Annotated in this window: 13 protein-coding genes and 2 tRNA genes; 12 read left to right on the top strand and 3 right to left on the bottom strand. The window is 43.7% G+C overall.

The window, feature by feature from the left end; translation table 11 throughout:
• The first annotated feature begins 1 nt into the window (after window position 1).
• The 4 genes from nqrF (at window position 2) to sthA (ending at window position 3,991) form a co-directional block, all read left to right on the top strand.
• Window positions 2-1,228 carry an NADH:ubiquinone reductase (Na(+)-transporting) subunit F gene (gene nqrF / locus J9B83_RS09530; RefSeq protein ID WP_211536528.1) on the top strand — a complete coding sequence of 409 codons (1,227 nt, stop codon included), beginning with the start codon at window positions 2-4 and terminating at the stop codon, window positions 1,226-1,228.
• A gap of 64 nt (window positions 1,229-1,292) precedes the next feature.
• Window positions 1,293-2,306, top strand: a complete 1,014-nt coding sequence (locus tag J9B83_RS09535) for an FAD:protein FMN transferase (protein WP_211536529.1) — start codon at window positions 1,293-1,295, stop codon at window positions 2,304-2,306.
• Window positions 2,307-2,342: 36 nt separating this feature from the next.
• Window positions 2,343-2,576, top strand: coding sequence for a (Na+)-NQR maturation NqrM (gene nqrM / locus J9B83_RS09540; protein WP_211536530.1), 234 nt, complete (start codon window positions 2,343-2,345; stop codon window positions 2,574-2,576).
• Between the two features lie 20 nt (window positions 2,577-2,596).
• Window positions 2,597-3,991, top strand: coding sequence for a Si-specific NAD(P)(+) transhydrogenase (sthA, locus tag J9B83_RS09545; RefSeq protein ID WP_211536531.1), 1,395 nt, complete (start codon window positions 2,597-2,599; stop codon window positions 3,989-3,991).
• 81 nt (window positions 3,992-4,072) lie between these two features.
• On the opposite strand, the gene J9B83_RS09550 is transcribed toward sthA, so the two are convergent.
• On the bottom strand, window positions 4,073-4,624 hold the full coding sequence (locus tag J9B83_RS09550) for a hypoxanthine-guanine phosphoribosyltransferase (protein WP_211536532.1): 552 nt from the start codon (window positions 4,622-4,624) through the stop codon (window positions 4,073-4,075).
• 52 nt (window positions 4,625-4,676) lie between these two features.
• Entirely contained in the window at window positions 4,677-5,501 is an 825-nt protein-coding gene (locus J9B83_RS09555; RefSeq protein ID WP_211536533.1) for a YihY family inner membrane protein, read from the bottom strand.
• 325 nt (window positions 5,502-5,826) lie between these two features.
• Here J9B83_RS09555 and J9B83_RS09560 point away from each other — a divergent pair.
• From J9B83_RS09560 to J9B83_RS09595, 8 genes are all read left to right on the top strand, one after another.
• Window positions 5,827-5,903 (top strand) — tRNA-Arg (locus J9B83_RS09560).
• Between the two features lie 118 nt (window positions 5,904-6,021).
• A complete protein-coding gene (gene tig / locus J9B83_RS09565; protein ID WP_211536534.1) occupies window positions 6,022-7,347 on the top strand; it encodes a trigger factor in 1,326 nt (441 codons plus the stop codon).
• Between the two features lie 72 nt (window positions 7,348-7,419).
• Window positions 7,420-8,052, top strand: a complete 633-nt coding sequence (gene clpP / locus J9B83_RS09570; protein ID WP_211536535.1) for an ATP-dependent Clp endopeptidase proteolytic subunit ClpP — start codon at window positions 7,420-7,422, stop codon at window positions 8,050-8,052.
• Window positions 8,053-8,066: 14 nt separating this feature from the next.
• Entirely contained in the window at window positions 8,067-9,347 is a 1,281-nt protein-coding gene (gene clpX / locus J9B83_RS09575) for an ATP-dependent protease ATP-binding subunit ClpX (protein WP_211536536.1), read from the top strand.
• Window positions 9,348-9,518: 171 nt separating this feature from the next.
• Window positions 9,519-11,912: an endopeptidase La gene (gene lon / locus J9B83_RS09580; protein ID WP_211536537.1), complete on the top strand. Its 2,394-nt coding sequence runs from the start codon at window positions 9,519-9,521 to the stop codon at window positions 11,910-11,912.
• Window positions 11,913-12,036: 124 nt separating this feature from the next.
• Window positions 12,037-12,309 carry an HU family DNA-binding protein gene (locus J9B83_RS09585; protein ID WP_211536538.1) on the top strand — a complete coding sequence of 91 codons (273 nt, stop codon included), beginning with the start codon at window positions 12,037-12,039 and terminating at the stop codon, window positions 12,307-12,309.
• Window positions 12,310-12,316: 7 nt separating this feature from the next.
• Window positions 12,317-12,393: transfer RNA gene (locus J9B83_RS09590), tRNA-Asp, on the top strand.
• Window positions 12,394-12,469: 76 nt separating this feature from the next.
• Entirely contained in the window at window positions 12,470-14,293 is a 1,824-nt protein-coding gene (locus J9B83_RS09595) for a SurA N-terminal domain-containing protein (RefSeq protein ID WP_211536539.1), read from the top strand.
• 130 nt (window positions 14,294-14,423) lie between these two features.
• On the opposite strand, the gene J9B83_RS09600 is transcribed toward J9B83_RS09595, so the two are convergent.
• On the bottom strand, window positions 14,424-15,344 hold the full coding sequence (locus J9B83_RS09600; RefSeq protein WP_211536540.1) for a Dyp-type peroxidase: 921 nt from the start codon (window positions 15,342-15,344) through the stop codon (window positions 14,424-14,426).
• Between the last annotated feature and the right edge of the window lie 41 nt (window positions 15,345-15,385).

Consider the following 15,385-nt stretch of genomic DNA (forward strand, 5'->3'; position numbering starts at 1 on the left):
CATGGTCAACTTAGAAATTATTCTAGGTGTGGTGATGTTCACAGCTATCGTGCTTGCGTTAGTGGCAATTATCCTTGCTGCTCGTGCACGCTTGGTAAGCACTGGGGACGTTACAATTCGCATCAATGGTGAAAAAGAAGTAACTGCGCCTGCTGGTGGTAAGTTGCTTCAAACTTTGGCAAACAGTGGTATTTTTCTATCATCGGCGTGCGGCGGTGGTGGTACATGTGCACAGTGTAAATGTAAAGTAACAAGTGGCGGTGGTTCTATGCTGTCTACTGAGCAGTCTCACTTTACACGTCGCGATGAAAAAGAAGGGTATCGTTTGTCTTGTCAGGTTTCTGTGAAACAGGACATGGACGTAGAAGTACCTGAAGAAGTGTTTGGTGTAAAAGCATGGGATTGTACGGTTGAGTCAAACCCTAACTTAGCGACCTTCATCAAGGAACTGACGTTGAAATTGCCAGAAGGCGAAAACGTAGATTTTCGCGCAGGTGGTTACGTTCAGCTTGAAGCGCCCGCTCATACGGTTCACTACAAAGACTTTGATATCGAAGAAGAGTACCGTGGCGATTGGGACAAATTCAATCTTTGGAAATTTGTTTCTAAAGTTGATGAAACCGTAATTCGTGCTTACTCAATGGCGAACTACCCAGAAGAAAAAGGCATCGTGAAGTTCAATATCCGTATTGCTTCTCCACCTCCAGGTAAAGACGATTTACCACCGGGTCAGATGTCTTCTTATGTATTTAGTTTGAAACCAGGCGATAAGATCAAAGTATACGGGCCTTTCGGTGAGTTCTTTGCGAAAGACACTGATGCTGAAATGGTCTTTGTGGGTGGTGGTGCTGGTATGGCACCAATGCGCTCGCACATTTTCGATCAGCTGAAGCGTTTGAATTCGAAACGTAAAATTTCTTTCTGGTACGGTGCACGTAGCGTCCGTGAAGCTTTCTACTCTGAAGAGTACGATAAGTTACAAGAAGAAAATGAAAACTTCGAATGGCACTTGGCGTTGTCAGATCCTCAACCAGAGGATAACTGGGAAGGCAAAACAGGGTTCATACACAACGTTTTGTATGATAGCTATTTGAAAGATCATCCAGCTCCAGAAGATTGTGAGTTCTACATGTGTGGACCTCCAATGATGAACGCGTCTGTGATCAAAATGTTAGAAGATCTTGGTGTAGAAAAAGAAAACATCCTGTTGGATGATTTCGGCGGCTAGCACCTAAATAAAGACCCACCCTAAGGTGGGTCTTTATTTTTATTGGCAACTAAAAAGATGTTATATGCGTAAAAAAATACTGTTTTCTGCTTTTTTACTTGTTGTTATTGCGGTGGTGTACCGCGTATCTGTTTTTACTCCAGAATTAGTCAGTTTTTCCGGCCCTACTATGGGCACAACTTATACGGTTAAGTTTTTCACTACGGAAAACGTGACCAGTTCTCGTGACTTAAAAGACGACGTAGATGCCGTTTTAGTCAAAGTGAACGCATTAATGTCCACCTATGATTCAAACTCGGAACTTTCATTGTTTAATGCCATGCCGGCAGGGGCATCCACAACGGTAAGCGAAGAGCTTACTTATGTTGTCGATAAGGCCTTATTGATCAGTGAAATGAGTGGTGGTGAGTACGATGTTACCATTGGTCCATTAGTGAATTTATGGGGTTTTGGCCCTGGTAAACGTGATGATAAGGTGCCGTCTCAAGTTGAAATAGATGAAGCGAAAGAGCGCGTTGGTTACAAATATTTGACGCTAGACGGGCGTCAGCTAGCCAAACAAAAAGATGTTTATGTGGATTTGTCTTCCATTGCCAAAGGTTACGGCGTAGATGCTGTGGCGCAGGTACTTCAAAACAAAGGCATTAGTAGTTATCTTGTTGAAGTCGGTGGTGAGATTGTCTCTAAAGGAATGAAATCTGACGGTATCCCTTGGCGAATTGCCATAGAAAGTCCTGCCGGTGGTCATGATATTGCCGAGAGAGTCATAGATGTGACCAACATCGCTGTCGCAACCTCGGGTGATTATCGAAATTATTTTGAGAAAAATGGTGTGCGTTACTCTCACACTATCAATCCAATCACGGGACGACCTATCACGCACCGTTTGGTTTCTGTTACTGTGGTCGATAAAACTGCCACCATGGCTGATGGCTTGGCCACGGCGATTACCGTATTAGGCCCAGATAAAGGCTTTAAGTTCGCCCAAGAAAACGGCGTTGCCGCTTACATGCTGGTAAAAACAGACTTTGGCTTTGAAGAGCGCCCTTCGGATGCGTTCAAGCCTTATTTGAAATAATTTCTTAAACTTGTTTTTAATTTGTAGGAGAGTCTTATGTTAACCGTTGTTTTGGCATTTGCCCTTATGTTGTTATTGGTTGCCGCTATGGCTGTGGGTGTTCTTATGGGCAGAAAGCCCATCTCTGGTTCTTGTGGCGGTATGAGCTCTTTAGGGATGGAGGTTGCCTGTGATATTTGCGGTGGCGACAAAGGCAAATGTGATGAAGAAACCAAAAAAGGTGCTTTAGCGAAAGTCTCAGATAGTACGTATTACGACGCAACTAAATAATAGGATGGTAAGAGGGTATTATGACAACAAGACATTATGATGTGGTGGTTTTAGGCACAGGACCTGCTGGGGAAGGCGCTGCAATGAGTGCAGTAAAGGCCGGCAAGAAAGTAGCAGTTGTTGAAGCCAGCTCTCAGGTCGGTGGTAGCTGTACACATCTAGGCACAATTCCATCCAAAGCGTTGCGTCACGCTGTGAAAGAAATCATTGTGTTTAATACCAATCCGATGTTTCGTGATATCGGTGAACCACGTTGGTTCTCATTTCCTAAAGTGTTAGATCGCGCTAACCGAGTTATTGATCAGCAGGTAATGGGACGAACGGAATATTACGCGCGCAATCGTATTGACATATATTTTGGTCGCGGTAAGTTTAAAGATGCCAACACCATAGAAGTGAATACCTACGAAAAAGGTCCAGAGTTGTTAGTTGCAAAAAAAGTGGTGATTGCGACCGGCTCACGTCCTTATCGCCCTGCCAATATTGATTTCTCTCATCCTCGTATTTATTGCTCTGACACTATTTTGAGTTTGAGTCACACACCTCGTTCATTGATTATTTACGGTGCCGGCGTTATCGGCTGTGAATATGCGTCGATCTTCTGTGGTTTGGGCGTGCGTGTTGAGCTTATCAATCCGGCGAAGAAGTTATTGAGCTTTTTGGATGATGAAATCACTGACGCCCTTAGTTACCATTTACGTGATGGTGGTGTCCTCATTCGTCACAATGAAACCTATGAATCTGTAGAAACAACAGATCGTGGTGTTGTGATGCACATGGCCTCTGGTAAAAAGTTGCGCGCTGATGCCTTGTTGTTCTGTAACGGCCGTTCTGGAAACACGGATAATCTCGGTCTAGAAGCTATTAATCTAGAAGCGAATGGCCGTGGTCAGCTAGCGGTGAATGATACTTACCAAACACAAACGGAAAATGTATACGCAGCAGGTGATGTTATCGGTTGGCCAAGCCTTGCCAGTGCCGCTTATGACCAAGGTCGTGCTGCGGCAGGTAACATGTTTGGTTTAGAAAATAGCGAGTTCATCAGTGAAGTACCCACTGGTATTTACACTATTCCTGAAATTAGCTCGGTAGGTAAAACAGAGGCCGAGTTGACGGCTGAAAAAGTGCCTTATGAAGTTGGTCGTGCGTTCTTTAAGCATACAGCACGCGCACAGATAACTGGTGAAGCTGTTGGTATGCTTAAACTACTTTTTCATCGTGAAACGCTCGAGATATTAGGTATCCATTGTTTTGGTGACCAAGCGTCTGAGATTGTGCACATAGGTCAAGCGATCATGAAGCAGCCAGGCGAACAAAATACGTTGAAATATTTCTTGAATACAACATTTAACTACCCAACGATGGCAGAGGCTTATCGCGTTGCCGCATTAAATGGTTTTAATCGCGTGTTCTAATATCAGTATGAAAAACAATGCCCGCTACGCTGAAACAGTCTAGCGGGCATTTTTGTTTGGGTGATTTATTTTAGAGAAAGCCTAGCTGCCCTTAATGGCGTAAATACCTTTAAGGTTTCTAAAGTAGCCCTTGTAGTCCATACCGTAACCAAATAAAAATCTGTCCGCGACGTCTGTTCCAACATAATCCGGTGTCATATCGGTTTTACGATCATGCAGCTTATTGATGATGGTCGCGGTGCGAACGCTACGAGTTTCTTGTTGTTCCAGCCACCCTATAATTGCTTGAAGCGTGTGGCCTTGGTCAAAGATATCGTCGATGACAAGTACGTGTCTGTCTTTAAGGCTAGTTTGTGGGTAGCTTAACCAGTTCAAAGATGAGCCTTCGGTTTCCATGCCGTATCGTGTTGCGTGAATATAATCTACTTCCAGCGGAAATTTAAGGCGCTCAATTAAGGCCGCAGTCGGGATCAAGCCACCATTCATAACGCACAAAACCAAAGGTAATTTATCGGACAGATCGGCGGTGATTTGTGCAGCAATGTTATCGAGGGTCGCGTTGATGGTTGCTTCGTCGACTAAGCAATCCGCTTCCTCTAAAATTTTGTTTAGTTCGTCGATTGTGTTCGTCATGATAAGCCCTATTAAAAAATTTTTGCGATTTTACATTAATCCTGACCGGATGCTAAGTATTTATATTGTGGAGCGTGGCGCACAGACAAATGGAGCTGAGTACAATCAGCCATGAGCTTTGTAACCAAACCAGAAAAATAGGGATGGCTGCGAAGGCGCCATAGACCACCTGGTAGCTGGTAAAAAACTGCGCAAACGAACTAAAAATAGTGTTTAGCACATAAAGTGCAACACTGCCGACCAAAGCTGAGATTGACGCCCATTTGAGTGAAACATCGGCATTAGGGGTTAAAAAATTCAGTGTCAGCAACATTAAAAAATACAAAGCGACCGTGCCTAGCTCCAATAGGTTGTTTATCCATGAGCTGGTTTGCGTGTCGTAAATTTGCATAGAGATAAGCGTGCCGTAAAGGCTCAAAGAGGCGGCAAACAAAATAGGCCCTAAAGTCAAAATAGCCCAATACGTCAATAGTCTTTCACGAATCTTACGTGCATTTTTAATGCCCCATATAGATTGAACACTGCCTTCAAAACTGTTTAGCAATAAAAGTGCGGTTAAAAACAGCGCCACCAAGCCGGCGACGGGTAGGTTTTTGGCTTGTGACGAAAAGGTCATTAAATAGGGCAGCATTATGTCGCTGGAACCTGGCGCTAGGTGCTGTTCAATCAGTTGAAAGAGTTGGGTTTGCATGTCTTCTAAAGCAGGGGTGAAGCTCAGTATTCCAACAATAATAGTGATAATGGGTACGGCGGCGAGCAGGCTAGACAAAGTCAGCTGAGCCGCTCTTTGCGATAAATTACTATGTTGAAACCTTGTGGCAGTCAATCCCCCATACCGCTTGATGAGTAGAAGGGCGAAAATAAGGCGATCTTGCATGAAAGGCGGTCTCTATTTGGTGAACATAAAGAATACCATAGGCGGCTGATATTCTTGAAAACTTACGTTTGTGCACATTGCACAAATACGGTGCAATGTGAATCTTTTTGGCGCATTTGCTTGTCTTGACCTCCTCGAAGCAGTATTATTCGTCTCGTTCCTTTTGTGATATTTGTGCTGCGGCATAGTGAATATTTACTATTCTCGGTTCCTTAGTTACAAATAGTCATTTTAGCCCAGTTTTGCTGGGCTTTTTTATGTCTATTGGTTGACGATTAATATTCCGTCCCTATAATAGCCCACCACATGAAATGTAATGAGCTCAGTTCCGTTAGCTCAGTTGGATAGAGCAACCGCCTTCTAAGCGGTAGGTCACTGGTTCGAATCCAGTACGGAGCACCATTTCAGTCCATTACTTTAATTAAACTGTTATTTAGGTTTTGTTGGCTTTTTTTACATGAATATCTTACTCACTGTGAGATAACCAACAAATTTAAGCAAGTTCCCGAGAGGAAGTTTTATGCAAGTTTCTGTAGAGACAACGTCTTCAATTGAGCGCGTTCTTACCATCAGTATCCCAGCTGCTCGTGTTGACGAAAAAGTAAATTCTGAAGTGGCAAAAACAGCGAAAAAAGCACAAATCGACGGCTTCCGTAAAGGCAAAGTGCCAGTTAGCGTGATCAAAAAACGTTACGGTCAAGGCATTCGTTTAGATACGGTCGAGCAAATGATGCGTGATGCGTATGTTGAAGCGATCCAGCAAGAGTCTATTCAGCCTGCTGGCATGCCATCTATTGAGCCAAAAAACATCACTGAAGGTGCAGACCTTGAGTTCGTTGTAAAAGTTGAAGTTTACCCAGAAGTGACTCTAGCCGACAACTCAGCGATCAAAGTTGAACGCGTATTGTCTGAAGTAACCGATGCTGATGTTGATACAATGTTGGAAACGTTACGTAAGCAGAATGCAGAGTGGACAGCGGTAGAGCGCGAATCTGCAGATGGCGACCAAGTTACTATCGATTTTGTTGGTTACCTTGGCGACGAAGCCTTTGAAGGCGGCGCAGCAGAAGGTCATAAACTGGTTCTTGGTTCTAACACCATGATCCCAGGTTTTGAAACTGGCATCGTTGGCGCTAAAGCAGGTGAAGAACGCACTATTACGGTTACTTTCCCAGAAGACTACCAAGCAGAAAATTTGAAAGGCAAAGAAGCGACTTTCAAAATCACTGTGTCTGAAGTCGCTGAGCAAATTCTTCCTGAACTGAACGATGCTTTCGTTGAAAAATTCGGTCTAGAAGAAGCAACTATCGATGCTCTTCGTGCTGAAGTACGTAAAAACATGGATCGTGAATTGAACCAAGCGGTTAAATCTAAGCTGAAAAATGCTTTGTTTGAAGGTTTGTCTTCTATCAACGAAGTTGAAGTACCTGCTGCCCTTGCTGATCAAGAAGTTGATGCACTACGTAAACAAGCTGCTCAGCAGTTTGGTGGTGAAGGTTTTGATGCGTCTCAACTGCCTGCTGAATTGTTCCTAGAAGAAGCGAAAAAACGCGCTAAACTTGGCTTGTTGATTTCTGAAGTAATCAAGCAAAACGATATGAAAGTGGACGACGATCGTGTTCGTGCTTTCCTAGAAGACATGGCTCAAGCTTACCAAGAGCCTCAGCAAGTTGTTGACTTCTACTTGAAAAATAAAGAACAGCTAGCACAAGTTCAATCTGCTGTACTTGAAGAGCAAGTTGTTGATAAACTGCTAGAATCAGCTCAAGTTACTGAAGTAACATTGGGTTATGAAGACGCTATCAAGCCAAATGCCCAAGCTGAAGAGGCTGGGGAAGAAGCATAAGACGAGTCTTATCTCTTTAATAAGGTCGACATAGCTTTGCTATGTCGACTTTTTTGTTTTAAGGAATGCGATATGAATTTAATGAACCCTACTACCGGTCCAGTTGCTATCACGAGTAACGGTCTTGTCCCAATGGTTATTGAGCAGACAGCTCGTGGTGAAAGGTCATTTGATATTTACTCGCGCTTGCTCAAGGAGCGAGTGATCTTTTTAGTTGGTCAGGTTGAAGATCACATGGCTAACCTGGTTGTGGCTCAGTTGCTGTTTTTAGAGTCAGAAAACCCAGATAAAGATATCCACCTGTACATTAATTCTCCAGGTGGCTCTGTTACTGCTGGTATGTCTATTTATGACACCATGCAGTTTATTAAGCCGGATGTAAGTACCATGTGTATTGGCCAAGCGGCGAGCATGGGAGCTTTGTTATTAACGGCGGGTGCTGACGGTAAGCGTTTCTGTTTGCCTAACTCTCGAGTGATGATTCACCAACCATTAGGTGGTTATCAAGGGCAGGCGTCAGATATTGAGATCCACACACGTGAGATCTTAAGTATTAAACATAAGCTTAATGAAATTATTTCTTTTCACACTGGTAAGCCTATTGAGCAAGTGGCCATTGATACGGATCGTGATAACTTCATGAATCCTGAAACCGCAAAAGAATACGGTTTGATCGATGAGATTTTGTTGAAAAGAACCGTTTAAAAAAGGGTGAATAGATGTCGGATGATAAGTTTAGCCGTGGCGATAATTCTGATCGGCTATTGTATTGCTCTTTTTGTGGAAAGAGCCAAGACGAAGTAAAAAAACTGATTGCAGGGCCTTCTGTTTATATCTGTAACGAATGTGTTGACTTATGCAATAACATTATTACGCAAGAGTTGTCGCAAATTACCGAAGAAGGCGATGCCTCTGACGAGTTGCCAACTCCAGCTAAGTTGAGTGCAGCACTGGATGACTATGTCATTGGTCAAGATCGAGCCAAACGTGTTCTTGCGGTTGCTGTTTATAATCACTACAAGCGTTTGCGTCATCAAGGTAAAACCGACACTACGATTGAACTGGGCAAAAGTAACATCTTGCTGATTGGTCCAACTGGTAGCGGCAAAACCTTGCTTGCACAAACCTTGGCTCGTGTACTAGATGTGCCTTTTACCATTGCTGATGCGACCACATTGACGGAAGCCGGTTATGTGGGTGAAGACGTTGAAAACATCATTCAAAAATTATTGCAGAATTGCGATTATGATGTAGACAAAGCTCAGCGTGGTATCGTTTACATTGACGAAATCGATAAGATTTCTAGAAAGTCAGATAATCCATCAATTACTCGTGATGTGTCTGGTGAAGGTGTTCAACAAGCCTTGCTTAAATTGATTGAAGGTACGGTTGCTTCTGTTCCACCTCAAGGCGGTCGTAAGCATCCTCAGCAAGAGTTTTTGCAAGTAGACACTTCAAATATACTATTTATCTGTGGTGGTGCATTCGCGGGTCTTGAGCGAGTGATCAGTGATAGAACAGAAAAAAGCAGTATTGGTTTCTCTGCAATGGTGAAAAGCAAAGATGAAGGTAAATCTTTTTCTGAAGCTGTGCACCGTGTTGAAACAGAAGATTTGGTTAAATTTGGTTTGATTCCAGAATTTGTCGGACGTTTGCCTGTTGTGGCGACACTGTCTGAGCTGGACGAAGAAGCCTTGATGACCATCTTGAGCGAGCCTAAAAATGCACTCGTTAAACAATATCAGCATTTGTTTGAGTTAGAAGGGGTTGAGTTAGAGTTTACACCTGAATCTCTGAAAGAGGCTGCTAAACTTGCTCTTGAGCGTAAAACGGGTGCTCGTGGTTTACGTAGTATTTTGGAGTCCTCTTTACTTGATTGCATGTACGAATTACCAACGCGTAACGATGTAGTAAAAGTTGTTATGGATGGCAGTTCAATTCGTGGTGAGTCCAAACCACTTATGGTGCTTGAAAAAGAAGAGTCTGCGGAAAACGCTTAACTTTCTTCTTGCTGAGAAGAAAGTGAAAAGGCCGAGTTTAAGTTTAATCGCTTAAATTCGGCCTTTTTCGTTGCTGAGCTTGTATTTTGTTGCTTCGCCCCTATCTCTTTCCTAACAATGCTTTAAATATAAAAGTGCGCTTATGTTTATGCGCCCGAATTGGAAAAAAATATGACAGATTCTTTGCTCCTTCCAATGTTGCCACTGCGTGATGTGGTTGTGTATCCCCATATGGTGCTGCCGTTGTTTGTTGGTCGTGCTAAATCCATCGCCGCTCTTGAGTCAGCAATGGAAAATGATAAATACGTTTTTTTGGTCGCACAGCAAGACGCTTCTAAAGACGATCCAGCGTTAAAAGACCTTTACAATATAGGTACGACAGCCAAGGTCATGCAGTTGTTAAGGCTTCCTGATGGTACAGTAAAGGTATTGGTAGAAGGGCATAAGCGAGCTCGACTCGAGAAAATCGAGGAAGCGGATAATTTTTCTCTAGGGCGTATTGTCGAGCTCGAGTTCCTAGAGGAAGACAAAGCCGGTCATGGGGTTATTCGCAATGCGTTGTTGAAGCAGCTAGATGAATATGTGGCCGGTAGCAAGCGTATTCCTGCTGAGGTGGTTGCCTCTTTAAAATCCATTGATGACTTGGCGAAATTGATCGACAACATCACAGGTCACATGAGTCTCAAGCTTGAAGATAAGCAAAAAGTCCTCGAAATTGATTCGCTAACGGGTCGTGGTGAATATTTGATCGGCTTGATGGAAGGTGAGTTGGATATTGCTCATCTTGAGAAAAACATCCGCAGCCGTGTTAAAAAGCAGATGGAAAAAAGTCAGCGCGAGTACTATTTGAATGAGCAAATGAAAGCCATTCAGAAAGAGCTGGGCGATATGGAAGACGGCAGTAACGAGCTAGATCAGCTTCAAGAAAAGATTGCTGAAGTTGGTATGTCTGACGAGGCAAAAGAAAAAGCAGAGGGCGAACTTAAAAAGCTACGCATGATGTCGCCTATGTCGGCCGAAGCAGCTGTTGTTCGCGGCTACATTGATTGGCTGACGTCTTTGCCTTGGAAAAAACGCAGTAAAGTCCGTAACGACTTGGCGTACGCTGAAAAAGTCTTAAATCAAGACCACTACGGCCTTCAAGATGTGAAAGAACGTATTTTAGAATTCCTTGCTGTTCAGCAGCGCGTGAAAAAAGTCAAAGGGCCGGTTTTGTGTTTGGTTGGGCCACCGGGTGTTGGTAAAACCTCATTAGGGCAATCCATTGCCAAAGCGGTAAACCGCCAATATGTTCGTATGGCTCTAGGTGGTGTGCGCGATGAAGCAGAAATTCGTGGTCATCGTCGGACTTACATTGGTTCCATGCCTGGTAAATTGTTGCAAAAATTGGCCAAAGTGAAGGTGAAAAACCCACTCTTTTTGCTCGATGAAATAGACAAAATGGGTATGGATCAGCGTGGCGATCCAGCATCGGCGTTGTTGGAAGTGTTGGATCCTGAACAAAATCATACGTTCAACGATCATTACCTTGAAGTCGATTTTGATTTGTCTGATGTGATGTTTATTTGTACATCAAACAGTATGAATATTCCCGGCCCACTGTTGGATCGTATGGAAGTTATTCGTATTCCAGGCTACACAGAAGACGAAAAACTGAATATTGCCAAGCGTTATTTACTGCCTAAGCAAGTTAAGTTGGCGGGCTTGAAAGATAGCGAAATCAGTGTCACTGATGACGCTCTTATGGACGTTATCCGCTATTACACTAAAGAAGCAGGTGTGCGTGGCTTAGAGCGTGAATTGAGTAAAATTTGTCGTCGAGTGGTGAAAAAACAAGCATTGAGCGCCAAAAAAGACGCCAAGGTGGTGGAGGTGTCTGCCGAAAATCTAGAAGATTTCTCGGGTGTGCATAAATTTAGTTATGGTAAAGCCGAGGAAAAGAACCAAATTGGTCAGGTAACTGGTTTGGCTTGGACGTCAGTGGGTGGTGAATTATTAACCATAGAAGCGGCTGGTGTGGTTGGTAAAGGCCGTCATGTCAAAACGGGTTCGCTTGGTGATGTTATGCAAGAATCCATTCAAGCGGCACTCACGGTGGTAAGAAGCCGAGCCGTTGGTTTGGGTATCGATGAAGATTTCCATGAAAAAACCGACTTGCATTTGCATGTACCCGAAGGCGCGACACCCAAAGATGGTCCAAGTGCTGGCGTAGCGATGTGTACTGCTATCGTTTCTGTTCTAACTAAGGTGCCTGTTAAAGCGTCTGTGGCTATGACAGGGGAGATTACCTTACGCGGCGAGGTGTTACCTATTGGTGGGTTAAAAGAGAAGCTTCTGGCGGCTCACAGGGGGGGCATAAAAACAGTGATTATTCCTCATGAAAATGCTCGCGATTTAAAAGAGATACCAGACAATATCAAAGCTGATATTGAGGTTATTCCAGTAAGATGGATTGATGAAGTGCTGGATATTGCTCTAGAGTACATTCCTTCACCAAAAACAGCAGAAACCTTGCCTGCGAGTGAAAAAACTGTTGATGAACAAGAAACTGTCAGTCATCATTAGGCAAATATTGTGTGTTGACAGGGAATAGGCTGGGCTTGTATAACTTCTCGCTCGGCCTTGTTGGTAGGCATTTATTCTGTGCCGAAAATAGTAAGGAACCACGAAAATACTAAAGGGGTACAACGTGAACAAATCTGAATTGATTGATGCTATTGCAGCGACAGCTGATTTATCTAAGGCGTCTGCTAGTAATGCTTTAGACGCGACTTTAAAAGCAATTGAAGCAGCGTTAGCAAAAGGTGACCAGGTTACACTAGTTGGTTTTGGTACTTTTGCAGTTAAAGAACGTGCGGCACGTACAGGCCGTAACCCTCAAACTGGTGAGGAAATCCAAATTAAAGCAGCGAAAGTTCCAGGATTTAAGGCCGGTAAAGGTCTTAAAGACGCTGTAAACTAATGTTTTAGGAGTGGTAGTTCAGTTGGTTAGAATACCTGCCTGTCACGCAGGGGGTCGCGGGTTCGAGTCCCGTCCATTCCGCCATTAGACACAAAAGGTGTATTCCAAGCGGAATGCACCTTTTTTATTTGTTATTTAATTCACTCATGTGGAGGCAGTAATGCTCCAAGATATAAGAGATAAGTCACAAGGTATTGTGGTAAAGATCATAGTCGGTTTTATCGTTGTGACTTTTGCTCTATTTGGCGTAGACGCCTTGGTTCAAAGTTTCAGTTCATCGGATACCGTAGCTGAAGTAGATGGGGTCGAAATTAGCCGCACTCAAATGCTACAAGGCGCAGAAACACAACGTCGTCAGTTAATTTCGATGATGGGTGGTCAAATCAATCCTGCCTTGTTAGAAGACAACCTTCTTCAACGTCGTGCGTTGGATGAACTGGTTCAGCGCATTGTTTTAGAGAATCAATCAGAGAAGTTAGGGCTTGGCGTATCGGATGATCAGGTGAACGCATATCTGCTGCAAGCGGAGCAATTTCAAACAGATGGCCAGTTTGATCAAAACAAATACCTAAACTTTATTAATTCCCTTGGTTTTACGCCTTTAGCTTTTCAACAACGTATTAAACAAGATGTATTAATACAGCAACCACGTAATGCTATTGCTGGTTCTGAGTTCGTTTTACCTTATGAAGTGGAGGCAGTGTCTAAACTGCAGTCACAAGAAAGATCATTTGATTATGTGTCTTTTTCATTGGCTGATGAAGCGGAAAACATCAGTGTGACAGACGATGAGCTCAAAGCCTATTATGATGCCAACAAAGACAGTTTTAAAACGCCTGAACAGGTAAAAGTTGACTATGTCTTGATTTCGTCAGAAGACTTTTACAACAAGGTGTCAGTAACAGACGAAGAGTTGCAACAAGCGTATCAGGCGTCCATCTCTGATTTGGCGCAAGAAGAGCGCTCTGCCTCTCATATTTTGTTCGAAACGTCGGATCGCACCGATGCTGAAGCACAAAGCTTATTAGACGAAGTGCAAGCCAAACTCGATGCTGGCGAAAGTTTTGCCGAGCTTGCTGCACAATATTCTGATGATATTGGTTCCAAAGACGACGGCGGTAATCTAGGGTACGTTGAAGCTGGCATGATAGACACTGCTTTCGACGATGCGCTTTTTTCAATGGTAAAAGGCGATGTTCGATCTGTTAAAACGCAGTTTGGTTATCATTTGATTCAACTGAACGACATCACATCGGCTGAGTTACCTAGTTTTGCGTCTTTAGAAGACGAGCTAAAACAGGGTTTAATGCAAGACAAAGCGCGAGATGCGTTGTTGACGGCTCACGAAGACATTACAGATCTAGCTTATGCCAGCGACAAGCTAGACATCCTTGCTAAGGAATACGGTGTTGATGTAAAGCAGAGCGGTTATTTTGGTCGCGATGGTGGAATAGATGACGTAACTAGCAATGCGAGTGTTATCGCTGCTGCTTTCGATGTTGCTGTGCTTGAAGACAATCAAAACAGTGATTTGATTGAGCTGAGCGACGATCAAGTAGCAGTGATTCATTTGAATGATCACAAATTAGAAGCTGTACAGCCGTTTGAAGAAACACTGGAAGAAGTGACTTCTGTTGTGGTCCAGCAAAAAGCGTTGGCGTCCTTGAAGCTTAAAGCAGAACAAGCAAAAGACGATGCAACGACAATTTGGTCTTCAGTGAGCGATGCTCAGCGTGGCCAAGATGAAATGGCGTCTTTGGCTTTCACCATGGCGCACCCAGAAGGCGCACCGGTAGTTGATATTAAAAACTTATCTAATGGCGATTTGGCGTTGATTCGTTTGACTAGTGTAAGTATGGGCAATATCGAGGTTCCAGAAGATCAGCAAGCGGCTTACGAGCGTTATTTGAGTCAAACTCAAGCGACTTTGAGCACGCAAGGTCAAGAAGATTTCTTGACGAATTCGGCGGTTATCGAAAGATAAAAAGTTACGCTACTGGTCTAGTAAAGTAAAACGAGCGTCGTACATTGATCTCAATAAAAAGCCACTTCACTGACAATGTGAAGTGGCTTTTTTTGTTTGATTGGAAGCTGTTGAGGGTGTTTTGCTTGTTTTAAGCTGTCGTCAGTTCAGTGAACCAAGTATTTGACGGTATAAAGAAAGCTTGGCCAGTGGTCGCTTGTGTGTACTGCATCAGGTGATCGGTGTTGCCGTCTTCGTCACCCTTCACCATACTTTCTAACATGCGATTGAAAATCACCGGTGTTTTGCTGTAACTGGCAAACATCAAGCCTTTTTCAGTCAAAGACGCAAAAGGCATGCTGTGACGAAGAATCTCTAAAGATTTGCCCTGCTCATCTTTTAGCGAGGTGCGCTTAGTGTGAGCGTGAACGGATTTTTCGCTCGAAGGGTACTCTTCGTTGTCGAACTTGGTTCGGCCGTAAGTATCTTCTTGAGTTTTCAGGTCTTGTTGTTCCCATTTAGCCAAATCATGTACAAAACGCATCAGGTTGAAATAAGACCCTTGGATAAAGCGTTCGTCTTCTTCGCCGACTAAGGCCACCGCTTTACGCTGTTCTCCTTCTGGGTTTTCAGTGCCATCCACAAAGCCCGTTAGGTCGCGGTTATCTAAGTATTTGAAGCCACTGACTTCTTCGACCAAGATAGCGTATTGGCTCAGTGTAGAATATAAGGCTTCGCCAAGTAGATAAGTTACATCACGTCGAGACGATCTTAAATGCAACACCATGTCCACGTCCGTTGAAGGGATTTGTATGTCTTTGCCCTCTATGGTCGGGAAGGGGGACAAATACTGAGGGCGCTGTGTGTCTAGCTCATCCCAAATTAGATGACTAAAACCAATGGCCGCATGCAAGTGGGCGTCGGCATAGTCCTGTTGATATTGCTCAACCACAGAGGGCAAGCTTGCGAGTGTGGTCTTCAGCGCAGAAAGGTCAGAGCGATCAAGGTTAAGAGTGATAAACAGCGCATCGCTGGAGGCTTCTGCAATGATGCCGGATTGATAAGGGGTCATTATGATGATCCTTCTGACAATGTGTAAGTGGGAAACACCCC

This window comes from Marinomonas vulgaris (assembly GCF_018145875.1).
In the GTDB taxonomy this organism is placed as follows: domain Bacteria; phylum Pseudomonadota; class Gammaproteobacteria; order Pseudomonadales; family Marinomonadaceae; genus Marinomonas; species Marinomonas vulgaris.

Coding starts and splice junctions, on each gene's coding strand:
- J9B83_RS09595 (WP_211536539.1), top strand. CDS start 12,470: ATGCTCCAAGATATAAGAGATAAGTCACAAGGTATTGTGGTAAAGATC.
- J9B83_RS09550 (WP_211536532.1), bottom strand. CDS start 4,624: ATGACGAACACAATCGACGAACTAAACAAAATTTTAGAGGAAGCGGAT.
- clpX (WP_211536536.1), top strand. CDS start 8,067: ATGTCGGATGATAAGTTTAGCCGTGGCGATAATTCTGATCGGCTATTG.
- clpP (WP_211536535.1), top strand. CDS start 7,420: ATGAATTTAATGAACCCTACTACCGGTCCAGTTGCTATCACGAGTAAC.
- nqrF (WP_211536528.1), top strand. CDS start 2: ATGGTCAACTTAGAAATTATTCTAGGTGTGGTGATGTTCACAGCTATC.
- J9B83_RS09600 (WP_211536540.1), bottom strand. CDS start 15,344: ATGACCCCTTATCAATCCGGCATCATTGCAGAAGCCTCCAGCGATGCG.
- nqrM (WP_211536530.1), top strand. CDS start 2,343: ATGTTAACCGTTGTTTTGGCATTTGCCCTTATGTTGTTATTGGTTGCC.
- J9B83_RS09535 (WP_211536529.1), top strand. CDS start 1,293: ATGCGTAAAAAAATACTGTTTTCTGCTTTTTTACTTGTTGTTATTGCG.
- J9B83_RS09555 (WP_211536533.1), bottom strand. CDS start 5,501: ATGCAAGATCGCCTTATTTTCGCCCTTCTACTCATCAAGCGGTATGGG.
- sthA (WP_211536531.1), top strand. CDS start 2,597: ATGACAACAAGACATTATGATGTGGTGGTTTTAGGCACAGGACCTGCT.
- tig (WP_211536534.1), top strand. CDS start 6,022: ATGCAAGTTTCTGTAGAGACAACGTCTTCAATTGAGCGCGTTCTTACC.
- lon (WP_211536537.1), top strand. CDS start 9,519: ATGACAGATTCTTTGCTCCTTCCAATGTTGCCACTGCGTGATGTGGTT.